This window comes from Oleiphilus sp. HI0079, from assembly GCF_001635105.1.
Map to the genome: position 1 here is coordinate 1 of NZ_LWFT01000079.1, position 23,488 is coordinate 23,488.

Sequence of the window (23,488 nt, forward strand, 5' to 3'; positions counted from 1 at the left end):
GCTAATCCCAAGCGCTAATCCCAAGCGCTAATCCCAAGGGCTAATACCAAGCGCTAATACCGAAGGCTAAGGTGAGGGGCTAAAAAGAGGGGGGTGGGAGTTTGATGTTTAATATTCTAAAAAATCTAATTTAGTAATCTTTTTATTCTATTTTACGGTTAAAGGAGGTGAGCGTAGGCTGAACATATGAACTAAGGTGAAACGCGATATTTTTGTCTTGTTCAGTACGCATTTAACGAGAGGTTTGCGACGTACTCTTCACAATCTTTAAGGGGTAACTATGAGCGATTCTACAAAAACGACAGGCTGTCCAGTGATGCACGGAAGCCAAACCCGTTCAGGCGGGCGTGGTTCTGATAATAAAAGTTGGTGGCCGAACCAATTGAACTTGTCGATCCTTCATCAGCATGATCAAAAAACCAATCCAATGGATGAGGGATTTGATTATGCTAAAGCGTTCGAGCAACTCAACTTGGCTGAAGTGAAACAAGATCTCACGGAAGTGATGACGGATTCGAAAGAGTGTTGGCCCGCAGATTACGGTCACTATGGTCCGTTCATGATTCGTATGGCTTGGCACGCAGCAGGAACGTATCGTTCTGCGGATGGGCGCGGTGGTGCAAATAACGGTAATCAGCGGTTCGCACCTCTAAACAGCTGGCCTGATAACGGCAATCTCGATAAGGCTCGGCGTTTATTGTGGCCAGTGAAGAAGATGTACGGTAACAGCCTCTCTTGGGCCGACTTGTTTATTCTGGCCGGTAATGTCGCGCTCGAAAGCATGGGTTTTAAAACGTTTGGCTTTGGTGGTGGCCGTGAAGACATTTATAGCCCCGAAGAAGATATTTACTGGGGTGCAGAAAACGAATGGTTGGGTAACAAACGCTACAGCGGAGAGCGAGATCTGGAAGACCCGCTTGCGGCTGTTCAAATGGGTTTGATTTACGTTAATCCCGAAGGCCCCGATGGAAATCCCGATCCAATTGCGTCAGGGATTGATGTTCGCGACACATTTGCGCGTATGGGGATGAATGACGAGGAGACGGTCGCGTTAACCGCAGGTGGCCACACCTTTGGTAAAGCACACGGCGCGGGCGATGCCGCCTTGGTCGGTCCTGAACCAGAAGCGGCGCCAATCGAAGAGCAAGGCTTTGGATGGAAATGTGCCCATGGCAAGGGCAAAGGGCGCGACACGATCACGAGTGGGATCGAGGGGCCTTGGACACCAAATCCGACGCAATGGGACAGCGGCTATTTTGATGTTCTCTTCGGCTACGAATGGGAATTAGAGAAAAGCCCTGCTGGTGCATATCAATGGGCCGCCAAATCCATCGCCGACAAAGACAAAGCGCCTGACGTTGAAGACCCTTCAAAGCACGTGGGTCTGATGATGACGACAGCAGATATGTCGATGAAGATGGATCCAGCCTACCGTGCGATATCAGAGCGCTTCCACAAAGACCCAGATGCGTTTGCGGATGCTTTCTCCAGAGCTTGGTTTAAGTTGACGCACCGCGATATGGGCCCTAAATCTCGTTACCTTGGGCCGGAAGTACCGCAAGAGGAGCTGCTTTGGCAAGACCCTTTGCCTGAGCGTGACTATGCACTCGTTGATGGCGCCGATATTACCCAGTTAAAGGCCAGTATTGGCGCGTCAGATCTGAGTGTCGCTGAGCTGGTGTACACCGCTTGGTCCTCCGCTTCGACGTATCGCGGTTCTGACTATCGCGGAGGAGCCAATGGTGCGCGTATTCGTCTAGCGCCTCAGAAAGACTGGGAGGTCAATGAGCCTGAGCAGCTAGCGCGTGTTTTAGCTGTGTTGGAAAATATCCGCTCCAAGTTCAATGACCAAGCCGGTAATAAGGCGATTTCGCTTGCCGATATGATTGTGCTTGCTGGCAGTGTGGCGATTGAGAAGGCTGCACGGGACGCGGGTGCTTCTATTGAGGTTCCCTTTACAGCGGGGCGGGTGGATGCAACGCAAGCGCAAACTGAAGTAGAGTCGTTTGATCTACTGAAACCGCAAGCGGATGGTTTTAGAAACTATCAAGCCAAGTCTTTCAGCGTGAGCGCAGAGGAGTTGTTAGTCGACAAGGCCCAACTTCTTGGCTTGACGGCAGCCGAGATGACGGTGCTTGTGGGCGGTTTGCGTGTCATGGGTGCGAACTACAAAGGCGATGACTTGGGTGTGTTTACCGAGCAACCGGGCGTGCTGTCGAATGACTTCTTTGTCAATTTGACCGATATGGATATCGAGTGGCAGCCAGAAGAAGGCTCGGATGACGTATTCATTGGTAAGCATCGCAGCAGCGGTGAACTGAAGTGGGTGGGCACACGGGTTGATCTGGTGTTTGGTTCAAATTCACAACTGCGTGCATTAACCGAAGTGTATGCGCAAGATGATGCACAGGAAAAATTCGTACGTGACTTTGTTAACGCCTGGGTGAAGGTGATGGATGCAGATCGTTTCGATCGAAAATAAAAGCCTTACCTTTGCGCTTCGATATTCGATAGCGCTGGAATTTGACCCCGCTTTAAGCGGGGTCAATTTTTTCACTTCGGTATCAATTGATAGTTTTGAAAGATGGCTCTGATCGATGGCTCTGATCGATGGTTCTGATCGATGGCTTTGATCGATGGCTTTGATCGATGGTACTAGTCGTTTGCTGTCTGGTTTTCTAAAAATTGGCGATATTGCTTGGGTGTTCGTCCGTCATGTTGTTTGAAGAACTTGGTGAAGTTGGAGTTATCGCTAAAACCAAGCTCCATCGCAATCGTCTCTATCCCAACGGCATTCTCTTTTAACAATGTTTTGGCGCGTGCTAAGCGGACTTCGTTCTTCAAATCCTGATAGCTGTATTGCAGCTCGCTGAGTCGTCGTTTCAATGTGGCTGTCGACATAAAGTTGCGACTCGCCATGTCGTCGATACTGGGTATCGGCCCTTCCACTTTCGCAAGCTCCGTACGAATATTTTCAACCAAATCTGCGGGTTTAATTTTCTTTAGCTCGGCTTCGCAGCAAGCAATCGCTGCCGCACATAGATCTGCATTTGCTGTTTGAAAGGGGAGGTCTAACCACTCTGTGGGAAAGCGTATGAAGGCGCTTTCTGCATCGAAAACAAAACGGCAAATTGGCGCTGCTTGGTGTGGGAATTCCTCTGGTTCTGGCGCATCGATGGCGATTACTGCCTGTTCCTTCAGAGTCGTGCACCCAAGCGATAGGAAAACGCTTTGGGCCATACTCACCATGGTTGAAAGATCAAAAAAGCGTTGGACTTCGTCTGTGTGTAAAAGGCCGTCAGTATTGGTTTCAAGCGACAAGGTGACCTCTCTTTCTGAGACAGTCACGACCGGCGTTTGAGCGGCGAGCCTCGTATTGTAGAACTTGATGAGTATTTCCAAACCATCTCTTAGGCAGGGTGAAGACTGAATCGCCATGCCGAGTGCACCGTGGCTGGATGAGCGAACTTGCAAGCCATAATGTACGGCTTCGGCGAGCGGATTTTTGAGCTTCGAGTAGAGGTTTACACCAATGTGGTTGACGGCGAAATTGCTGATGAGCTCGGGCGGATGAATAAAATCTGAAGCGCTCAAGTCGCTGCCCTCTAAGAGTTCAGAGGGTTGTATGCCTCTGCTTAAGGCAAAGTCGCGTACTACCGATAGGTAGTCGCCTGAGGCGAGGGTGAGGTCGGGCTGCGGTCGAATCATGATCTTATTATCTATTTTTTTCTCTATGCTGTTCGCTTTACTCTTAGACAGATCGCTAAAGATTTTCTATCTGGAGTATGAGCTGAAATAACCACTTTTTGATACCTTATCACCTGTTTGTTGTTCTCACAATTACGCAATATAGCGAACACAGAGAAAGCACTGTTTCATTTTTGATATGGTGCGTGTAAGACTTTTCGTTATGAGTGTTCGTTGATTGGAGCGACAAAAATGAGTCAAATTAATGCGTCAAGCAAAACGCCCATAGATGTTCTGCCTCGTCACATGGAGTTTCCGTATGCACAAATGCAGACCAAAGACTTCTTTGATAACAACTGCCTTAAGAGTGCCTATATGGCCGCTATGTCGGCGACATTTCCTGCTGGTGAGGGGGAGTTCATTGAGTCAGTGCGCATGTTCCGTGACCAAGTTCAGGACAAAGAGCTGAAGCAGCAAATTAAAGGCTTTATTGGTCAGGAAGCGCACCATAGCTTGCAACACAAGCGTTTCAATGAAGCTCTTCGGGACAAAGGCTACGACGCAGTGCGGCTTGAAGAGGTTTTTGAGAAAGACTTGGAGTGGTCGATAAAGGGGCGTAAAGATAAGGAGCGCCTTGGTTTTACCGTGTGCGTTGAGCACATGACTGCAGTACTTGCCTATGATTTTTTGACTAAGCCTGAGCGAATGGACGGGATGGATCCATCTATCAAGCCGCTGATGCTTTGGCATGCGGTAGAAGAGTTAGAGCATAAAAGCGTGGCCTTTGATCTGTACATGCAGGTTGTTGGTAACCGGAAGTTCCTGCATCGAGCAATGCGCATTGCCATGGTGCTGCTCTCATATCGTTTTATGAAGTATACGGTAAGGTTGCTTTGGTGGGCCAAACGTCGTCCGAGCTGGCGAGAGATCAAAGGGTTCTGGAAATTTCTGTATGGGAAAGGCGGATTGATGCGTTCCATGGCCCCACAGATGAAGGATTTCTTCCGCGACGATTTCCATCCCTGGGATCAGGACGATACCGCTTTGATCGAGAAGTGGAAGGCAGAAGAATACAAAACCGAGTTTGATTTAAAAGCGAAAAAGGCTGCCTAGGGCTTTTTTAAGTGACGCCAAGGGCTATATAAAAAACGCTAAAGGCTTTTCTAAAAACAGCTTAGGACAATAAAAAAGGGGCGAGCATGTCTAGTGCTGCGACCCCTTTTTTTATGATTCATGCTGTCGCATGTACTTTGGATTGGTAGCCAGTTAGCGGTCTTTAAATGCGCCCAAGTCTTCGAGTTTATGAATCATGCTGTTGAGTTCCGGGCGGCTTTCTAGAAGCTCTTCTTTAGTTAAACCTTCCAGTTCGTGCGGGAAGACTAACCATTCGTCGCTTTCATATAAAAAGTAATCTGGTACGCGCTGGGTTTTGTTGTTTTTTGGTTTGTAGTACGGCGTTGCCACTTTGATGGTTGGCGTGTTTTTCTTGCAGCGCTCTGTGAGATCAACAATCGTCTGGTGGATGCTTAGGCCGCTGTCATGCACGTCGTCAACAATGAGTAGATTCTGTTCACTTTCAACTCGGTTAATCAGGTAGGTTAGGCCATGCACTTTTACCTGCTTTGATCGCTCACCAATACCGGTGTAACTAGATGTTCGGATTGCGATGTGGTCACAATGAACACCAAGTACATCAAACATCTCTTGAACCGCAATACCTACGGGTGCGCCGCCGCGCCAAACACCAACTATGTAGTCAGGACGAAATCCGCTTTCGTAGATTTGGATTGCTAAGTTGAAGGAATCTTCCAGCAATTGCTGTGCGCTGATGTAGGTTTTGTTCATGCTCGCTACCAAAAAGTATCAAATAAAAATTTGGCGCGAACTATAGTCGAAAACGCAGCTGAATTCACCGCGAAAATGTAAACCCTTGCTAAGTTGGGCATGGTCTACGGGTGTTGGTCTGCGGGTATTCTCTGTGTGTAAATAGAGCGGGCATAAAAAAGGCCGGCTGAAACAGCCGGCCCAACACTTATTCTTAGCTCTACGACTAAGCGGAGAGAAGCCTTATGGCGTGGTGTCGATTGTGCCCGAAGCAATCACAGTATCGATGATGTGGATAACACCATTGCTACCGTAAACGTCGGTCGCGATCACTGAGGAACCAGCCACTTTTAAGACACCGTCTTCGATCGTCACAGGAAGCGCCGTGTTCATTCGTAGCGTGTCCACTTGTCCACCGTTCGCTGCATAAGCGCTTAAAGAATCGATCGCTGCTCCTGGTACTACGTGCTGTTTAATGATCTCAGCCACTGCAGCGGCTCCACCAAGCTTCGTGACCAAATCGTTTAAGTCGGTTGCATTTTGCGCAGCTAAAAGATCCGCAAACGCTGAATTGTTCGGTGCAAATACGGTGAAAGGGCCGGTTGACGCGAGCGCACCTGTCAGGCCGACTGCGACGTAGGCATCTTCAAGAGTTTGCGTATCTGGGTTTGCAATCGCGATCGCTTCTACGGTAATTGATTCGTTGGAACGATCCTCAGTGAGGCTCGGTGGAATCAATACTTTATCGATCACATGAACGACACCGTTGGTCGCGAGAATGTTTGGAGACGTGACTCTGGACGTGTTGACGTATAAATCTGAACCGGTGAGCGACAGCGCGATCTTGCTATCAGCACCGTTTACCGTTGCTACGGTTTTATCCCCAGAACCGCCAGCAATGTCGATTGCTGCTGTTGCCAAAACTTCACCTGCCAGAACATGGTATTGAAGCACTTCAACCACTTGTGCCGGCGTGAGAGTAGAAAGCACGCTTGAAACGGCGGCAAATGCTTCGTCTGTTGGAGCGAACACGGTGAATGGACCGTCAGAGGCGAGGGTGCCTGCTAGGCCATTATCGACAACAAGCTGCTCAAGGGTGTCGAAATCGTCGTTTGATTGGACAAGTTCAACGATATTCTGTGCTGGTGCAGGGTTGTCGTTATCACTGCATGCCGTAATGAACGGGATAGCACCAAGTACGAGGGCAGGTGCCCAACGTTTAAGTTTTGCTTTAGCGGATAGAAGGCTCATGATTCGTTTCCTTTTGTAATTTCGTTTAGCACCTCTGTAAAAGGTGCAGGGCCATAATTTGGGAACCGACGTTTGTCGATCGCGGTTTTACAATGTGTTTCAGAGCGCTCGGGGAAGATTACGCAGGGCTGGAATAATGCGGATCACAGAAATGTCACGATATTTAACGAAATGTGCGTAATTTAGTGGAATTCATTTATATTGGTGGTTCGCTTGCTATACGGCCAATCCAAAGGCGCTAGCGGGACGTAATTGTCCTCTTGGGCGGCAGATTTTCGCTCGAATTACACGAGTTCAATACACAAAAAATTCGATTCAGGAGAGTTAAAATGGTTACCGTGAACACTAAGATTCTCGCATTTGGGGCGCGTCTCGTTTCTGTTTTAGTAATGAGTTTGTCTCTAAGCGCGATTGCGCACGCGGACGGTCATGGCATGAAACACAGTGGTAAGAATGTCGATTTTGAAGCCGTTGGCGAAATCTACGAAGGCTATTATGTGCCTGGAAAAGATGACTCTGCACCGCTCGTTTACTTAATCCATGATTGGGATGGGCTTACTGATTACGAAATCAAGCGAAGCGAGATGCTGCACGAGCTCGGCTACGCGGTGTTTGCTACAGACCTATTTGGCAAAGGTGTTAGGCCTACAGAAGTCGTTGATAAAAAGCAGCATACCGGCGCGTTGTATAAAGATCGGGAAAAAATGCGATCGATTATGCAGGCCGGCATGATGAAGGCAAAAGAGCTGGGTGGTAATGTCGACAACGCCGTAGCGATGGGCTATTGCTTTGGCGGAGCAGCGGTTCTGGAACTCGCTCGCTCTGGAGCAAAGGTGAATGGTTTTGCCTCGTTCCATGGCGGCTTAAGTACACCCGAAGGGCAAGACTACAAGGCCACGCAGGGTAAAGTATTAGTCATGCACGGAACGGCCGACTCAATGATTACCATGGCTGACTTTGCTGGGCTTGCGGACGAGCTTGAGGGTGCAGGCGTCGCGCACGAGATGGTGACTTATGGTGGCGCACCTCATGCGTTTACCGTTTTTGGGTCAGATCGTTACGACGAGGTGGCTGACACGCAGAGCTGGACTTTGTTTACTGGTTTTCTAGAGGCGCATACGAAATAGCATTTAGGCTTTATAGATCGTTAGCCGATTGAAGTATTAATGAGCGAGTAAGGGCTTGAACATCAAGCCTTTTTTTGCGTTGCTTTTGACGATTTCGAGGACTACTTTGCTCTCGTCGACTTAATCCTTGCTTCTATAAAGGATGTTTATGGAACGTTTATAACGGTTCCGGTTTATGCACGAAGTAACCTTGAATATGGTCAATGCCGATTTCTTTAAGCGTATCCACGATGCGTTGATTTTCGACGTATTCGGCAATGGTCTCCAGCTGCATGGCCTGAGCAACCTCGGCGATGGATTTTACCAAGGTATGGTCAACGGAATTGCTGACGATATTGCGAACGAACACGCCGTCTATTTTAACGTAGTCGACGCCAAGATCTTTTAGCTGTGCATAGGATGAAAACCCTGTTCCAAAATCATCGAGGGCGAAGCGGCAGCCCAACTCTTTAAATGTTTGTATAAAGGCATGTGTATCACTAAGGCTGCTCATCGCAACCGATTCTGTAAATTCAAGGCAGATCTGTTTGCCGCTTACGTTTTTCTCTCTGAACTGCTTTACGAGCCAATCTCGAAAGCTAGAGTCTGCAATACTTTGCATGCTGACATTGATGCTCGCACAATCAAACGCGGCCGTCTTTTCGGGATGTGCGTGCATCCATTCAAAGAAGGTCTCGAACACATAGCGATCAATAAGAGGCATCAGTCCATAGCGCTCTGCGGCGGGCAAGAATTCTGTAGGTGACACTCGATCGTTGTCATCGAGCGCCATGCGCAGGAGCACTTCAAAGTGTGCCGGTAGTGCATCATTCTGTTTAGCGTGTTGGCGTATCGGTCGAATTTCTTGGATTTGCAGGGCAAATTTCTTGTTATTGACGGCAAATCGAATGCGCTCAATCCAAGTTGCCTGTTCCCGGCTTTTCTTGAGGCTGTCTTCTTTGTCGTAAACCACGTTTACCCGGTTGCGCCCTTGTTGCTTGGCTTGTTTGCAGGCGTGCTGTGCCGTCGCAATGAGACTGTTGATGTCTGTTTTTTGGCCTTCTATGATTACTAAACCGACACAGCCTTCGACATGAATGTCTTTGTCTTCATGTACCAGCATGAACTCGTCAATGCGCTTTCTGAGTTCCTCCGCGAGCGCTTCAAGTTGATCGGGGTCCAATGACTGAACGAAGCTGCAGAACTCGTCGCCTGCGATTCGAGCTGAACAGTGCTTGCTCGCGTGTTGAGATATGCAGCGTTGGAAAATGTCGGCAACACGCCTAAGCAAGTTGTCACCCACAGTGTGGCCATATAGCTTGTTCACGACTCTAAATTGATCCACATCTAGTAAAATGACGCCGCTAAGCGTACCGTCGCGCGCGATACTCAGTTGCTCTTTCATCTGGCTCTCTAGTGTTCGACGATTCAATAAGCCGGTAAGAGGGTCTTGAAGAGCAAGGTTGGTGAGCTTGCGCTCAAAGGCTTTGACCGCATTTATGTCGGCAACGCTGCCTTCGTAAAGGGTCGTCCCTGTTTTCGGATCAACTTTTTGTTTCAGCGAGAGTGCTAGCCAAGTCTCAGGCTCTTTTCCGCTGGCTTTGAATAGTGCTTCAATGTTTCGCACCTCATGCTCCTCAGCCATCCGCTGTTGAAGCTCTTTCGCTTTCGATGAAGAGGAAAGCAGCGCCGTTAAAGGAAGAAATTGCCCAATTGGATCGCCGGGAATAAGCTGTCGGAATCGAGGGTTGGCCTCGATGATCAACCAATCTTCATCAAGCAGAAAGATCCCTTCTAGTGAATGCTCGTAGAGTGCTTCAAACCGACGGAGGTTGCGCACGGCTTCTTGCTTTGCGAGATCTTTGTCTCGCTTCGCAGTATTGATGCGATTACCCAAAGCGAGGGATAGCAGCACTAAGCCGACCACAGCGCCTACCATAGAGCCGTATTCATTGAACGCACTGTATGGCGCGATGCCGATCGCGGTTAATAGATTGGTTGCGACGCTGATAAAGAACAAAAGCCATGAAATAAGAAACAAACGCGCAAGCTGTTGCGATCGCCGCCAGAGTAAAGCCGAAATTGCGACACTGGCAATGATCACGCAAAGCATGACACCTGCCTGCAGTATGGCGGAGGCAGTGTAGGGCAAGGTGAAGGTGCCAATGAGGTTTAGCAAAGCGACAATAGTAAAAAGTTGAAGCACCGTTCTGATGCGACTGTCTTGTTTGATGCCTAGGAAGTAGCGTGTGAACAAGATCAGAAATAGGCTGGTCAATGCGCCGAAGGTTAAAATAGAGCGTCGTTGAAGCGCCGGGTAGTCTTGCCATAAGACTTGATAAGCAACGCCCTCTATAGAGAGGCTTAAGCCGACATAGCAAAGTGAGAAAAGTGAGTAAAACAAATAGCTTTTCTCTCGTAGAGCCGCGAACAAACCAAAGTTATACAAAGACATAACCAGCATGGCGCCAACAAATGCGCCATAAGCAAGAAAGTTACTTTGCTTTGCTTGACGAAAGGTATGTTCGAACCAAACGCGCGTTGGCACGACCATTGGTCCTTCGCTCTCTATTTTAAATAGTAGGCGAGACGTTTTCTTCGCCTCGATTGAGAAGGGGAATAAAAAACTCGGATAGTGGATTGGTCGCTCATAATAGGGATATCGATCTCCGGCAATATAGGACGAGCGCCGACCATCTTCTGTGATGCTGTAAAACTCGATGTGATCCAATGCGGCGTAATCGATTTCGAGATAGAAGGATTGCTCTTTGGGGAGCGTGTTTTCAACCGTGATTGAAAACCAGAGTGGTCGCGAACTGAAACCGTAGCCGGGCATGGAACGTGTGACCCGCATCCATTGCTGAGCAGGCATGTCGACAAGGTCATTAACACCTAGCTCAGTGCTTTCGTCCTCGTATACGTATAGAACCTGATTCACCTGAAAAACTTGGTTCGACTCAGAGATGATCAACTTTTCGTGTTTGGGCGTATTTTTTGGAGTTGCACAGACACTCATTGCAAACAGTAAAAAGCTTACGGCGACCATCAGCGCCACGCTTGGTTGCATTGATTTTATTAGCGGCTGGCTCATTATCGTACTAACTCGACTTAAAATTATGTTTTTTATCAGGTGCTTGGAAGAGTATAGCTTTTGGAATCAATTGCTGCCTGTGATACGGTAAGAACACTAAAAATGCTTAGTACTCAAAGCATCATTAAAATAACGAACAAGCAAGCCGAAGAACTCACAAAAAACTAACATAAAATAAAGGAAGCCTCCCATGAAAAAACCATTGGTTGCTGCATTGTCAGCGTTCGCTTTACTTACCGCTTGTGGTGATTCCACTGAAAAAACAGCATCAGCAGAGGCAGAGGCCCCTGCAGCAAGTGGCTGTGGGTCGGTGACCATAGCTGAAATGAACTGGAACTCCGCTGCGTTAATGGCGCATGTTGATAACTACATTCTGAAGAATGGCTATGGCTGTGAAACTCAGCTCATTGCTGGTGACACAATGCCTACTGGTACATCGATGATTGAGAAAGGTGAACCTGATCTAGCGCCAGAGCTATGGAGTAACGGATTGCGCGAGCCCTTGGACAAAGGCGTTGCAGAGGGCCGTTTGAAGTACGCAGGCAACTCATTGTCTGATGGCGGTGAAGAAGGTCTTTGGGTTCCTCAGTACCTAGTAGATAAAGAGCCAAGCCTCGCAACAATTGAAGGTGTTGTTGCTAACGCTGACATGTTCAAGCACCCAGAAGACCCGGATGCTTCAGCAATAATGGGCTGCCCAGCAGGCTGGAACTGTGCAATCACGGTGTCCAATCTTTTCAACGCACTGAAGCTTGAAGATGCTGGCTTTAAATTGGTTGATCCGGGTTCAGGTGCTGCTCTAGCAGGTGCTATTGCGAAAGCGTATGAGCGTGAGGAAGCGTGGTTCGGTTACTACTGGGCGCCAACGGCTGTATTGGGCAAGTATGAAATGGTGAAAGTAGATTTCGGCTCAGGCGTTGATGCTGAGCATTACAACAACTGTATCTCTCAGGCAGAGTGTGCAGATCCAAAGCCCACTATGTGGCCACCATCTGCTGTTCAGTCTGTGACAACAGCAGCGTTCGCAGAGCGCGCGCCTGAGGCGTTTGACTACGTTGCAAAACGTTCGTTTACCAATGCGAAAATGAACAAGCTATTGGCTTGGATGGAAGATAATCAAGCTGACGGCGCAACAGCGGCCGAGCATTTCCTGATGAGCGATACTGCGACGTGGACGGCTTGGGTGGCGCCTGAGGTGGCTGAAAAAGTGAAAGGGGCGTTGATCTCTAAATAAATATTTGAAGCCGCTCANTCGAGCGGCTTTTTTGTTCACTCCTTTTGTTAAAGAGCTCACTATGTCTTTTTTAACGGAATTTCCTAAACTCAGTCGTGAGACCCTCGTAGAGATACGTAAGTCATTGGATACGGCTTATCGAAGCTTTTCGCGTGAATATGGCGAAAACATTGAGGCTTTTTTTGAGCCCTTGCTGCAGTTTCTTATTTGGTTTGAGAAGTTGCTTTTGGCCGCCCCTTGGTGGCTGGTTATTTTTGTTATTGCCGGTATCTGTCACATGGCCGCGCGCTCATGGAAACTGACGATTTCTGTAGCTTTTGCTTTATTCGGTATTGGTTTATTTGGCATGTGGGAAGACACGATGAGTACCTTAAGTATCATCACCGTGAGCACGCTGCTTTCCATTTTAATTGGTATTCCTATCGGAATTTTGATGGCCAGATCTGACCGTGTGCAGTCTGTTTTTACGCCGATTCTGGATGTCATGCAGACCATGCCTGCTTTCGTTTATCTTATTCCTGTCGTTATGCTTTTGGGCATCGGAAAGATCCCAGGCATGATCGCCGTGATTATTTACGCCATTCCGCCGGTGATTCGCTTAACCAATCTCGGTATTCGATTAGTCGATAAAGAAGTACTAGAGGCCGCAGACGCCTTTGGTACGACGCCAACGCAAAAACTCTTCCAAGTGCAGTTACCTCTCGCAATGCCAAATATTATGGCGGGAGTAAACCAGACCATAATGATGGCGCTGGCGATGGTGGTGATTGCTTCGATGATTGGTGTTGCCGGGCTTGGACAGCAAGTATTGCGGTCTATCAATAATCAGTTTTTTGCACTTGGTTTGTTTAACGGTGTTGCGATTGTCGTGTTGGCGATTATTTTTGATCGCGTATCGCAAGCTTATGCAAAACGCTCACAAGCGCATTTGGGAGGTAAGCAATGACGGACGCCCAAATTGAGCCCAAAGACGACAACACTTTTATCGAGATTAAATCCCTCTATAAGCTATTCGGAGAGGATGCCTCTAAACACATGGATCTGGTTTACAAGGGCTTGAGCAAAACTGAGATTCTCGAAAAGACGGGGCATACGCTTGGGCTCAAGGATATCAATCTTGACATCAAGCGTGGCGAGATTTTCGTGATTATGGGGCTTTCAGGCTCTGGTAAATCTACGCTCATTCGACACTTTAATCGTTTGATCGAGCCGACAGCAGGGCAAATTTTGTTCGGTGGCGATGACGTCATGCAGTACGACAAGAACCAAATGCAAGATTTTCGACGTCAACGTATGTCGATGGTCTTTCAACATTTTGGTTTGTTGCCCCATCAATCTGTTATCGACAATGTTGCCTTTGGTTTGAAAACGCAAGGCGTTGCGAAAGCGGAGCGACTTGAGAAAGCAAAAACGTGGTTAGCCGATGTGGGTCTAGAGGGGTATGAAGCGTTATACCCGTCTCAGTTGTCTGGCGGGCAACAGCAACGTGTTGGTTTGGCGCGCGCGTTGTGCACCGATCCCGATGTGCTGCTAATGGACGAGGCATTTTCGGCGTTGGACCCTTTAATACGCAGTGAAATGCAGGATCAACTGATCCACCTTCAGGAAAAATTGCATAAGACCATCGTGTTTATTACACACGACCTTGATGAGGCGCTGCGTGTCGGTGATCGTATTGCCATTCTCAAAGATGGCGAGCTAGTTCAGGTTGGCGAGCCAAGCCAAATTCTGCTCGAACCGATTGATGATTACGTTGAGGCCTTTGTACGTGATGTGAATCGGGCGCGCGCCTTGACCGTTGAGAACGTTATGAAACCGCCAGTGAACCGCATTACAGCGACAACCATTGGCGATGCCTTGCAACAAATGCGGGCTTCTTCAAATGACTACGCCTATGTTGTTTCTTCTGATGGCTACGAGGGCGCAGTGCTTCAGGAAACGCTAGAGCAGGCGGTTGATAACGAAGCGAAGGAAAGTGATCCTTTAACGGAGGAGTACTTCGAGCAAAGCTGCGAGATCTCGCCTGAGTCGCTGCTTGAAGAGGTGATTCCGGACACGCTAGATACGGAGCATCCTTTGCCGGTAGTGAGTGAAGAAGGAAAGCTAAAAGGGGTGTTATCGCGAGCGCGTTTGGCGAAAATCTTAGGGCGTTAACTTCAGGGTCGCAATCTTGGATTAAACTCTGGTGAGTTTATGTACAGGAGCGGCCCTTTTTGATTACTGAAGACCAAAAAACAGAACTCGTTTTTGAGCTATCTGCAGACCTGAGAGAGCTTGGCAAGCAAGTGGTTGTGCGCTTGAGCAAGGGGGACATTGATGTGCCTCTGTTTCCTGCGATTGCCACAGAAGTGATGCGACTTGCCAATTCTCCCGAGTCGGATGCCGCTGGCCTAGCGGATCTTATTCAAAGCGACCCCAATCTAGCTGGCCACGTGATGCGCGTGGCCAATTCTGCACTCTACACGCCCAAAGCATCTATGGTTTCGCTGCAGCAGGCCATTGCGCGACTGGGCATGAATTTGATTTGTGAGATCTCTCTTGGTGTCGCGCTCAACGCAAAGCTATTCAATGCGCCGGGATATGAAAATCGTTTGTCAGATATTTCTCAGCATGGTTTCTGCTCGGCTCTCTGGTCGAAAGAAATAGCGCGCGCATCGCAGGAGAATGTTGAGTCTGCATTTTTATGTGGTTTGCTACACGGTATTGGTCGCGCTGCGTTTTTGCAGATGTTCTCGGATATGGCCGTCATGAACGGCATCAAACTGGATGCAGATAAGGTGCGCGAGTTAGAGGATGTGATGCATCCGCTGTTTGGACAAGAAATTAACCAAGCTTGGGAGATGCCCAAGGTTGTGTGTCTTACCTCATTTTATTCCAATAACTATTCCGCGTGTGATCAGTACCGTCAGCAAGCGGCGGTGGTTAATGCCGGCGCAAAATTGGCGAGCGCGAGCCTTGATGGTGCCGACCTTGAGCCGGTACTCAAAGCAGAGGTTTTTCAGCACTTGAATCTGTATCAGGACCAGCTTCACGAACTGACAGAGCGGCGTGATCAGATTGTAGCGGCAGTGAGGGCGCACAAGTTATGAATGAGTTCGATGTGATCGTCATAGGTAGTGGCCCTGCGGGACAAAAAGCAGCCGTGCAAGCTGCGAAGGCCGGGAAAACGGTCGCTTTGATCGAGCAAGATCGATATCTCGGCGGAGCTTGTGTTCACCGAGGAACTATCCCTAGCAAGACGCTTCGCGAGAATGCGTTACGCGTTAAAAGTATGCGGGAAAACGCAGTTCTTTGTGATTTCGAGTTAGCCGAAGATACAGAGATGGCGACCCTGATTGACCGTTTAGGGAGCGTAATTGACGCGCATGACCGCTTCATGGTGCAACAAATTGAACGAAACGATATCACACGCATCCATGGCCGAGCGCATTTCTCGACCCGCAATACGCTTATGATCGAATCTGTAGACGGGCATTTGGAAAATTTTTCTGCGACGAACTTTGTGATTGCCAGCGGTTCAGTACCCCGTCATCCCGAGGGCATACCGGTCGATCATGAGAATATTTTTGATAGCGACTCCATCTTAACCATGATGTATTTGCCGCCAAGTTTAACGGTGCTCGGAGGTGGCGTTATTGCGAGTGAATATGCCTCGATTTTTCAGGCTCTTGGAGTAAACGTGACGATGATCGATCGTTACCCGAGACCTTTGGGTTTTATGGACGAAGACTTGGTTGAACGGTTTCTGGGAACCTTTGAAGCAATGGGCGGTACATGGATTGGGAATCGCACCGTTGAACAGGTCGAATGGGATGGGGTTTCGCAGGTGATTACGCGGTGTAATGACGGTTCAGAGTATTCGAGTTCGAAGTTATTGGTGGCGGCTGGACGTGAAGCGAACATTGCAGAGCTCGGTTTAGACGCCTTGGATTTGGTTCTCAGTGAACATGGTCATATTCGGGTTGATGAATATTTGCGTACGAGCATTGAGAATATCTTCGCGGCTGGCGATGTTATTGGCCCGCCTTCGCTCGCATCTGCATCGATGGAGCAAGGGCGCAGAGCGAGTTGTAATGCGCTCGGTATTGAAGTCGGTGCGATGTCGTCATTGATCCCTTCAGGGATCTATTCGATACCAGAGTTGTCGGGAGTTGGCATGACAGAGCAGAGTGCGAGAGAGCAGGGCGAGATTATTGTTGGAAGCGCGCGCTTTGATGAGATTTCTCGGGGTCAAATTAGTGGTATACGAGATGGTTTATTAAAAATCATTTGCGATGCGAAAGGTGAAAAAATACTCGGCGTTCAGATTGTCGGAGAAGGTGCAACAGAATTAGTACACATTGGGCAAATGGCGATTTTAAGCGATAGTCCTGTTGATATCTTTGTTGAGAACATCTTTAACTACCCAACGTTGGCTGAAGCGTATCGGGTGGCGGCACTGTCGGTTATTGGTCAGCGAAAGGGAGGCAGCTAGCGCCTTTCAAATAGAAAAAACCCAAGACAATGTCTTGGGTTTTTCACTACAGACAGGCTTACTGAAGAAGTTGAAGAACTTCTAGGCCGGCTGCTGTATGAACGGCAGTCGTCGGGTGCACGCCGTCAAAGAAGACAAAACCATCACATGCAGGAAGATTTGAAAAGTCTTCAATACAACCATCCGTTGTATTGTCAAAGCCGAGCATTTCAGCATCTTCAATCTGGTTAGAAAGGAATGCTTCCAAATCCCAAATAGTGATATCAATACCTGCAGCCGATTCAACACGCTCAACTGCTGCAGCGAGCTCTTCGTTATATTGTGCTGTTAGCTTGGATGTGTACTTCAAAAATTTGCTTGCACGTTTCGCTTCTTGTTTGTCATCCGCGATCGCCTGGAGGCCAGCCGCTGAATCGAGTGAGGTAGGAACTTGTGCTACATCAGGTGCAGTGCCAACAAGCAGGTTGCGAGCGCCAAACCCAACTAGCTTCATCAATTGCGCTTCAACTGAATCGACAGCGGCGGTTACTCGCGCTTCTGCGGCTTTACGAATGTCTTGGCGAACAGCGCCGTTCTCTTCTGCGACAGAACCTGCACGAATGGCTTGTGCTGCGAACAAATCATTGCCACCGATGATGACCGCATAAAGTGCAGTAGAACTCGCCTGGAACTGGTTGTAAGCAAGGTATGCATTTACTTGAGAAGAGAGGTTGGTGTCAGTGACGTTTGTGTCATCACCGTCTGCATCCAAAGCAACGGCGCCGCCAACTGCATAGTTGTTACCTAGCTCTCCTGCGCCCGCCAAAAACACTGAAGGCGTAGCTTGCAAACCGTAAGCGCCGGCAATAATGTCGACCGCTACCGGACCGTTAGAGAAACGTGCTGGAACAGCTCCGTTGGTAAATGCTTGAGCATTACCAGTGTCAGAAAGACTGTCACCGAAAATGTAGATGTTGTCGTATGCGACTGCACTTGCAGAAAGTACGGCACCGCCGATCAGGCCGGCCAAGGTTTTAAGAGAACGTTTCATTAGTATCATCTGTTATGATTATCGTTTTTGTTTCGTGAATCCTTTTGTTTTTATGAGCCTCGATCCCTTGCGGCACTTATGGGAACGAGAGTATCTCCAATGCAGATCAATTTACGTGAGTCAAAAAGCGTACAAAACTCCAGCAGATGATCGCGTTTCGTGTGCTTGTCCGATTTGAGTTCAAGCAATGTTGCTAAGTGTGTCTTCGCTCACAAACCCTGACGCCCAATTTTCGGTTAACGAGTGTTACGTTAAACGGCTCTGTAGCCCTTGTCTGCTTTGGGGTTTACAGCATTTTACATTCTGAAACCGGATCATTCATAACGCTCATACAAGAGTACAAAACCATACCTCTCGACAACGGAAGGAACGCAAAGCGACTGCTGTACTGAAGTGCATTGAAATCAGAGAATCGGATGCAGCATGTCGACAATTCAGAATTTTTATCGTCTAGTGAGCGCGAGTACTTGTGCGCTTGTTCTAAGCGCTTGCTCTTCTGGTGCATATGATTCGACTAGCGAAGTGAACAGTCTTTCTGAAACGGGTGCTACCTCTCAGGGTCAGGGGCAAGCAGTTGCTGCTCAGTTAATGGATGAGGTTTGCCTCACTAGCCAACTTGATGATGAGTTATTAGTCGCTCTGAATGCGGCGCGTGCCCAGTCGCGTAGTTGTGGCGCAGTGTTTTATGAGGCGGTAGGCCCTGTGACGTGGAATTGCCAATTAGAGGCCGCAGGTTTAACGCATTCTACGGATATGGGCGATAACAATTTTTTTAGTCATACTGGTTCGAACGGCTTGCGAGTCGGCAGCCGCGCAACGCAAGCGGGTTATTCCTGGAACATGGTCGGTGAGAATATTGCTGCTGGGTTTTACTCTGTCGATAGTGTGATGCAAGGATGGCTCGATAGTCCAAGTCACTGCTCAGCAATCATGAATGGTCATTATGAAGAGGGTGCGGTAGCGGTTTATATCGCCGATAACGCTGACTATGAGGTGTACTGGACGATGGTGCTTGGTCATCCAGTACAGTAACCCTCAGGGTCAGAACGATCGATCAGAGCCTAATCTATTCTCGAAACTGCGGTAAAGTATCGAGATAAGATGAATCGCTAGGCAACGAATTGTAACTCCAACTCCTTGTACAGCTCGTCATGGTCATATGCTTGCTCTAGCAAACTACGCTGTGACTTTTTCAGTTTTTTAACGACAAGCGAATAGCTATGGTCGATCATTCGTTCTAGCTCTTCATCCGGAACGCTCCCATCTAAGACGATTGTGTTCCAGTGTGTTTTGTTCATGTGATGGCCTGGCACAATCGAGTCGTACATCTCTCTCAACTCTTCTGCGAAGCAGGGGTCACACTTCAAATTCATGTGTGGCACACCGTCTTGTTTTGTAAGGGTCGCAAACATGCTCCCTTTGATTTTTGGTACAAGTACTGGTGGTCCGAATGGATAATCTTCTCGCGCTTCAGGTTTGCTAAGTAAATAAGCTTTCGCTGCTTCAAAATTCATAGCCGATTCTCCCTATGCGACATTTATAATTGGGCTCAACACTCGTTATCGAGCCAAAGTAAAACTTTTAACGACAGTGGTAACGTGGCGAAAAAAAGCCTTACGACAAGTATAGACCCTGTTACACTTTGCCGTGCGTGCCTGTACATTTCGTTACGTTTTTAAACATTTCGCTGTATCAAATGAGGAATTGTTCTCGTTATGCCTGTTCTTCTCGTGAGAATCACTGCGCTCGCTTGTTTTTTGTTTAGTGCCGATGCGGTGGCAAATCAACGTGATCAAGCTATTGGGGGTGGTTGCGTCTTTTAGTATTTTGGGCGACAGGGTCAAAGAACCCGGCGGCGACAAAGTGGATGTAACCAGCCTTGTTGAGAAGGATGAAGATGCCCATGTTTACAAAGCGACACCTCAAGATATGGCGTTACTCTCAAATGCTGAGCTTTTCGTTGTGAACGGGCTTGGACTTGAGGGGTGGATGAATCGAATTATTGATGCATCGGGTTATTCTGGAACCACGCTCGTTGCATCAAAAGGCATCGATGTAATTATGCTACAGACAGACGAACATGGTCGCTCGCATCAAGACCATGATGCACACTCTGCGGTTGATGGCGTGGCAGACCGTCACGCATGGACAAGCCTGAGACAGGCAATTTACTACTTAGAGAATATTTCCTCAGAGTTGGTGAGGCTGAGACCTGATTCGTCAGCCTATTTTGAAGATCGAAAAGTCACGTACATAGACCAGATTAAACAGCTTGATGCTCGCGCAATGGCGCTGTTCTCTGGTCTAGAAGATGCGAGAAAAAACATTGTTATCCCGCATAATTCGTTTGCGTATCTGGCAAAGGATTATGGGTTCTCTGTCTAAAATTTGAGTGGCATGAGCACTAGATCGGATACTTCCGCACGCAGAGTAGCGGAAGTGGTAAGAAAGGTTCGCTCTTTGGGCGTTACTGCCGTTTTTAATGAGAATATAGCGAATAACAAGCTGATAGAGCAGCTGGAGAATGAAACCTCAGTTGTGATTTCTGGTACGCTGATTTCTGGAGCGTTGTCGGGGGATAAAGCTCGCAGCTCCATCCAAATGATGGAGTACAATTTGGATTTGCTCGATGGAGCGATGGCGGCATCCGATGCTTCTGTTGTCAGAAACCGAGACAATCGTGGCGCGCATGAAAATAATGGTCATGCCCAAGAACATGCCCAAGAACATGAACACTAAATTTGAGAAAAATGAGTAAATGATGGAGAGTAGCTATGGCTAAGTCGCTGCAAGAGCAGTTGTTGGGCGCGGGCCTTGTCGACAATAAAAAGGCCAAGGCCATAAAGCAAGAAAAGCGAAAGAAGAACAAGCAAGTAGGACGCTCAGGTCTTGCTGAAGAAGACGCGCAGAAGAAGGCAAGGCTTGAACGCGAGAGGCTTGAAAAGGCCGAGCGCGATCGAGCGCTGAATGAGAAGAAAAAAGCGGAATTGCGCGAACGTGAAATTCAAGCGCAAATCCGCCAGCTCGTGAACGTTAACACCTTACGAGTCGATGGAGAGACCGGCTATCAGTTTGCTGATGGCGCGAAGATTCAAAAGATCTATGTCGACGATCAAACGGTGGACGCTCTTGCGAAGGGCCGCTTGGCGCTCGTTCGAAAAGGTGACTCCTATGCTGTGGTCGCACGACCAGTTGCCGAAAAAATCGCCGAAAGAGATGCCGCCTTTGTTGTTGTCTTGAATGATGGCAGCGGCGAAAAGGTTGATGAAGATGATCCGTATAAGGATTATCAGATTCCGGATGATTTGATGTGGTAAGAGGTAGAATGTGAGAGGTACGAGGCTCGCTCTGTAGTCTCGCTCTTTCGTCTCGCAGAGCTCTTACCCAACACTTACCCGACTAAGACCGGCTCACGAAGACCGGTACATAGCGACAAAAAGCAACCTTATCGCTCTTTTTGCGCTATCTTTTGTAGCAACTTATTTTCAAGCGTTCTGGGGAATGGGCTTATTGCCTCAGAACTTTAGGTATGGAGAGCCGAGTATGTCACATGAACTTCACCCCAGCCGATCTGTGTTTGATCAGGTTATGGTTCCGAATTATGCACCGTCAGCGGTGATCCCGGTTCGGGGTCAGGGCTCGCGCGTTTGGGATCAAGAAGGTAAAGAGTATATTGACTTCGCAGGCGGTATTGCCGTTAGTGCTTTAGGGCATGTTCATCCGCGTTTGGTAAGCACCTTAAAGGAGCAGGCAGAAAAACTCTGGCATGTAAGTAATGTGATGACGAATGAGCCAGCACTTCGTTTGGCAAGCTTGTTAACCGAAAACACCTTTGCGGATCGCGTGTTTTTTGCGAATTCTGGCGCAGAGGCAAATGAAGCCGCTTTCAAACTGGTTCGCAAGTATGCGCATGATCACTATGGCGCAGAGAAAAACGAAATCCTTTCTTTTTATGGCAGCTTTCACGGGCGTACATTGTTTACTGTTTCCGTTGGTGGGCAAGCCAAATATACAGAGGGTTTTGAGCCGGTTCCAGGCGGTATCAAACATGCCACCTTCAACGATCTTGCGAGTGTCGAAGCACTCATCTCAGAAAAAACGTGTGCCGTGGTACTTGAGCCGGTTCAAGGTGAAGGTGGAGTGAAACCGGCTGATCCTGAGTTTTTGAAGGGCTTGCGTGCACTGTGTGATAAACATAATGCGTTACTTGTGCTTGATGAGATTCAAACAGGTGTCGGACGTTCAGGTGCGCTTTATGCGTATCAGAAGTACGGCGTCATTCCAGACATCTTAACGACAGCAAAATCGTTAGGTGGTGGTTTTCCTGTGGGCGCGATGCTCACTTCAGAAAAAGTGGCGCAGAGCTTTGGAGTTGGCACCCATGGCAGTACCTATGGCGGCAATCCATTAGCGTGTGCGGTGGCGGAAGCATTGATTCTCGAGTTGCTTGAGAACAATGTGATTAGCGAGGTTGAAGCGAAGCATTCACGTTTTATGAGTGGTCTCGAAGCCATTAACAAGCGGTATGGAGTTTTCAAAGAGATTCGAAGTTGCGGGCTTTTAATCGGTTGTGAAATGGCTGAAGCCTATCAAGGTAAGGCGAAAGATATTCTCGTTAAAGCGATGGATGAGGGCTTAATGGTGTTAATTGCCGGCCCTAATGTCTTGCGTATGGCGCCTTCTTTAATTATCGCCGACGGCGATATTGACGCAGGGATGGCGCGGTTAGATCAAGCAATCTCTTTGTTTGTTGGAACGGAGGCGTAACATGCATCTAGTGCGTCCATGCACACTGGATGATGTAAGCAGTATCGAGTCTCTAGTGCGCGATAATCATGCGCAGATTTCTTCTCTCCCGCGGAAACGTGCGAGGCTTGTAGAGCGTATTGAGCACTCTTTGCGTTCGTTTGAAGATAGCTCCGGTTTGACCGGCGGACAGTTTTTTCTGTTTGTATTAGAGGACACGCAAACAGGACAGATTTTAGGCTGTTCGGGTATTGCAATGAACAATGAGTCCAAGAGACCGTTCTATAACTATCGCCTTGGTGAGTTGATTCATGCTTCCGAGACCTTTGATATTCATACTCCGGTTTCGGTGTTGCACCTCACGCATGAACTCACTGGTTACAACGTTTTATGCTCCTTTGCGATCAAGCGAGAGCTTCTTGGTACAACGCAATTTGATTTGATCTCGCGTGCTCGATTTATGTTCATGCGACAATTCAGTGATATGTTTAGCGAGAATCTTGTCGTTGAGCTGCAAGGGGTATGCAATGAAGAAGGGCAGTCCGCCTTCTGGGATAGCTGGGGGCGCAACTTCTTCAATATGGATTACGCTAGTGCAAATTATCACGTTGCCACCAAGAGCCGAACCTTCCTAGCGGAACTGATGCCACCGCACCCCGTATACGTGAAGATGCTAACGCCCGAAGCGCAGGCCGTTATCGGGCGGCATGATGATAGGGCAAGAGATATTCACGCGTTGCTCGAGAGAGAAGGCTTTCAGCGCTCGCCCTACGTCGATATTTTTGATGCTGGTGAGGTGATGATTGCCAAACGTGATGAAGTCACAACCTATAAAGATGCGTCAAAGAAGACCTTGTTACACGGCAGCGTATCCACTGGCTTGCCATTTTTAGTCTGTAACGACGCTTACACGGATTTTCGATGTGGCTTGGTTCAACTAACGGATGGACGAGGAGATGTGTTGCGGGTCAATACGGCAGAAATGGAACACTTGAAGTTACGCTCTGGATCGGAGTATTTCTTTAGTCCCTGTTAGAAACCAGGC

General features: G+C 48.3%; 18 protein-coding genes and 1 pseudogene. 13 read left to right on the top strand and 6 right to left on the bottom strand.

Annotated elements, in window-relative coordinates:
* Positions 1 to 280: 280 nt before the first annotated feature.
* Positions 281 to 2,482 (top strand): catalase/peroxidase HPI, encoded by a 2,202-nt coding sequence (gene katG, locus A3750_RS01135; RefSeq protein ID WP_068547950.1) that lies wholly within the window; start codon positions 281 to 283, stop codon positions 2,480 to 2,482.
* Positions 2,483 to 2,655: 173 nt separating this feature from the next.
* On the opposite strand, the gene A3750_RS01140 is transcribed toward katG, so the two are convergent.
* Positions 2,656 to 3,708, bottom strand: a complete 1,053-nt coding sequence (locus A3750_RS01140; protein ID WP_068455507.1) for an AraC family transcriptional regulator — start codon at positions 3,706 to 3,708, stop codon at positions 2,656 to 2,658.
* Between the two features lie 231 nt (positions 3,709 to 3,939).
* Here A3750_RS01140 and A3750_RS01145 point away from each other — a divergent pair, with 231 nt between their 5' ends.
* Positions 3,940 to 4,800, top strand: coding sequence for a metal-dependent hydrolase (locus A3750_RS01145; protein WP_068455504.1), 861 nt, complete (start codon positions 3,940 to 3,942; stop codon positions 4,798 to 4,800).
* Between the two features lie 153 nt (positions 4,801 to 4,953).
* Here A3750_RS01145 and A3750_RS01150 read toward each other — a convergent pair whose 3' ends face one another.
* Positions 4,954 to 5,532: a phosphoribosyltransferase gene (locus A3750_RS01150; protein WP_068466334.1), complete on the bottom strand. Its 579-nt coding sequence runs from the start codon at positions 5,530 to 5,532 to the stop codon at positions 4,954 to 4,956.
* A 222-nt stretch (positions 5,533 to 5,754) separates the two neighbouring features.
* Entirely contained in the window at positions 5,755 to 6,762 is a 1,008-nt protein-coding gene (locus A3750_RS01155) for a fasciclin domain-containing protein (RefSeq protein ID WP_082873152.1), read from the bottom strand.
* A gap of 329 nt (positions 6,763 to 7,091) precedes the next feature.
* Here A3750_RS01155 and A3750_RS01160 point away from each other — a divergent pair, with 329 nt between their 5' ends.
* Entirely contained in the window at positions 7,092 to 7,889 is a 798-nt protein-coding gene (locus A3750_RS01160; protein ID WP_197474784.1) for a dienelactone hydrolase family protein, read from the top strand.
* Positions 7,890 to 8,046: 157 nt separating this feature from the next.
* Here A3750_RS01160 and A3750_RS01165 read toward each other — a convergent pair whose 3' ends face one another.
* Positions 8,047 to 10,959, bottom strand: coding sequence for an EAL domain-containing protein (locus A3750_RS01165; RefSeq protein ID WP_068547951.1), 2,913 nt, complete (start codon positions 10,957 to 10,959; stop codon positions 8,047 to 8,049).
* 190 nt (positions 10,960 to 11,149) lie between these two features.
* Here A3750_RS01165 and A3750_RS01170 point away from each other — a divergent pair, with 190 nt between their 5' ends.
* The 5 genes from A3750_RS01170 to sthA all read left to right on the top strand — a co-directional run bounded on the left by A3750_RS01170 (position 11,150) and on the right by sthA (position 16,667).
* Positions 11,150 to 12,193, top strand: coding sequence for a glycine betaine ABC transporter substrate-binding protein (locus tag A3750_RS01170; protein WP_068457778.1), 1,044 nt, complete (start codon positions 11,150 to 11,152; stop codon positions 12,191 to 12,193).
* Between the two features lie 61 nt (positions 12,194 to 12,254).
* Positions 12,255 to 13,139, top strand: coding sequence for a proline/glycine betaine ABC transporter permease (locus A3750_RS01175; protein WP_068457780.1), 885 nt, complete (start codon positions 12,255 to 12,257; stop codon positions 13,137 to 13,139).
* Complete coding sequence (locus tag A3750_RS01180) at positions 13,136 to 14,347, top strand: glycine betaine/L-proline ABC transporter ATP-binding protein (RefSeq protein WP_068457782.1); 1,212 nt, start codon at positions 13,136 to 13,138, stop codon at positions 14,345 to 14,347. The genes A3750_RS01175 and A3750_RS01180 overlap by 4 nt, the downstream gene beginning before the upstream one ends.
* 59 nt (positions 14,348 to 14,406) lie before the next feature.
* Positions 14,407 to 15,282 (top strand): HDOD domain-containing protein, encoded by an 876-nt coding sequence (locus A3750_RS01185; protein WP_082873153.1) that lies wholly within the window; start codon positions 14,407 to 14,409, stop codon positions 15,280 to 15,282.
* The gene (sthA, locus tag A3750_RS01190; RefSeq protein ID WP_068457784.1) at positions 15,279 to 16,667 is read left to right on the top strand and encodes a Si-specific NAD(P)(+) transhydrogenase; all 1,389 of its coding nucleotides are present in this window, start codon (positions 15,279 to 15,281) and stop codon (positions 16,665 to 16,667) included. Before A3750_RS01185 ends, sthA begins: the two co-directional genes overlap by 4 nt.
* Before the next feature lie 58 nt (positions 16,668 to 16,725).
* On the opposite strand, the gene A3750_RS01195 is transcribed toward sthA, so the two are convergent.
* The gene (locus A3750_RS01195; RefSeq protein ID WP_068457786.1) at positions 16,726 to 17,697 is read right to left on the bottom strand and encodes an SGNH/GDSL hydrolase family protein; all 972 of its coding nucleotides are present in this window, start codon (positions 17,695 to 17,697) and stop codon (positions 16,726 to 16,728) included.
* A 423-nt stretch (positions 17,698 to 18,120) separates the two neighbouring features.
* On the opposite strand from A3750_RS01195, the gene A3750_RS01200 reads away from it, so the two are divergent.
* On the top strand, positions 18,121 to 18,729 hold the full coding sequence (locus A3750_RS01200; RefSeq protein WP_197474785.1) for a CAP domain-containing protein: 609 nt from the start codon (positions 18,121 to 18,123) through the stop codon (positions 18,727 to 18,729).
* Between the two features lie 77 nt (positions 18,730 to 18,806).
* Here the strand turns inward: A3750_RS01200 and A3750_RS01205 are convergent, their stop codons facing one another.
* Positions 18,807 to 19,211 carry an MmcQ/YjbR family DNA-binding protein gene (locus tag A3750_RS01205; RefSeq protein ID WP_068547952.1) on the bottom strand — a complete coding sequence of 135 codons (405 nt, stop codon included), beginning with the start codon at positions 19,209 to 19,211 and terminating at the stop codon, positions 18,807 to 18,809.
* Between the two features lie 292 nt (positions 19,212 to 19,503).
* Between A3750_RS01205 and A3750_RS26675 the strand changes: the two are divergent.
* From A3750_RS26675 to A3750_RS01230, 4 genes and pseudogenes are all read left to right on the top strand, one after another.
* Positions 19,504 to 20,436, top strand: a pseudogene (locus tag A3750_RS26675) (metal ABC transporter solute-binding protein, Zn/Mn family).
* A gap of 35 nt (positions 20,437 to 20,471) precedes the next feature.
* On the top strand, positions 20,472 to 21,014 hold the full coding sequence (locus A3750_RS01220) for a DUF2058 domain-containing protein (protein WP_068547955.1): 543 nt from the start codon (positions 20,472 to 20,474) through the stop codon (positions 21,012 to 21,014).
* A 226-nt stretch (positions 21,015 to 21,240) separates the two neighbouring features.
* A complete protein-coding gene (locus A3750_RS01225) occupies positions 21,241 to 22,464 on the top strand; it encodes an aspartate aminotransferase family protein (RefSeq protein ID WP_068453807.1) in 1,224 nt (407 codons plus the stop codon).
* A gap of 1 nt (position 22,465) precedes the next feature.
* Positions 22,466 to 23,479 (top strand): arginine N-succinyltransferase, encoded by a 1,014-nt coding sequence (locus tag A3750_RS01230; protein ID WP_068453805.1) that lies wholly within the window; start codon positions 22,466 to 22,468, stop codon positions 23,477 to 23,479.
* Positions 23,480 to 23,488: the final 9 nt, after the last annotated feature.

Coding starts and splice junctions, on each gene's coding strand:
- katG (WP_068547950.1), top strand. CDS start 281: ATGAGCGATTCTACAAAAACGACAGGCTGTCCAGTGATGCACGGAAGC.
- A3750_RS01140 (WP_068455507.1), bottom strand. CDS start 3,708: ATGATTCGACCGCAGCCCGACCTCACCCTCGCCTCAGGCGACTACCTA.
- A3750_RS01145 (WP_068455504.1), top strand. CDS start 3,940: ATGAGTCAAATTAATGCGTCAAGCAAAACGCCCATAGATGTTCTGCCT.
- A3750_RS01150 (WP_068466334.1), bottom strand. CDS start 5,532: ATGAACAAAACCTACATCAGCGCACAGCAATTGCTGGAAGATTCCTTC.
- A3750_RS01155 (WP_082873152.1), bottom strand. CDS start 6,762: ATGAGCCTTCTATCCGCTAAAGCAAAACTTAAACGTTGGGCACCTGCC.
- A3750_RS01160 (WP_197474784.1), top strand. CDS start 7,092: ATGGTTACCGTGAACACTAAGATTCTCGCATTTGGGGCGCGTCTCGTT.
- A3750_RS01165 (WP_068547951.1), bottom strand. CDS start 10,959: ATGAGCCAGCCGCTAATAAAATCAATGCAACCAAGCGTGGCGCTGATG.
- A3750_RS01170 (WP_068457778.1), top strand. CDS start 11,150: ATGAAAAAACCATTGGTTGCTGCATTGTCAGCGTTCGCTTTACTTACC.
- A3750_RS01175 (WP_068457780.1), top strand. CDS start 12,255: ATGTCTTTTTTAACGGAATTTCCTAAACTCAGTCGTGAGACCCTCGTA.
- A3750_RS01180 (WP_068457782.1), top strand. CDS start 13,136: ATGACGGACGCCCAAATTGAGCCCAAAGACGACAACACTTTTATCGAG.
- sthA (WP_068457784.1), top strand. CDS start 15,279: ATGAATGAGTTCGATGTGATCGTCATAGGTAGTGGCCCTGCGGGACAA.
- A3750_RS01195 (WP_068457786.1), bottom strand. CDS start 17,697: ATGAAACGTTCTCTTAAAACCTTGGCCGGCCTGATCGGCGGTGCCGTA.
- A3750_RS01200 (WP_197474785.1), top strand. CDS start 18,121: ATGTCGACAATTCAGAATTTTTATCGTCTAGTGAGCGCGAGTACTTGT.
- A3750_RS01205 (WP_068547952.1), bottom strand. CDS start 19,211: ATGAATTTTGAAGCAGCGAAAGCTTATTTACTTAGCAAACCTGAAGCG.
- A3750_RS01220 (WP_068547955.1), top strand. CDS start 20,472: ATGGCTAAGTCGCTGCAAGAGCAGTTGTTGGGCGCGGGCCTTGTCGAC.
- A3750_RS01225 (WP_068453807.1), top strand. CDS start 21,241: ATGTCACATGAACTTCACCCCAGCCGATCTGTGTTTGATCAGGTTATG.
- A3750_RS01230 (WP_068453805.1), top strand. CDS start 22,466: ATGCATCTAGTGCGTCCATGCACACTGGATGATGTAAGCAGTATCGAG.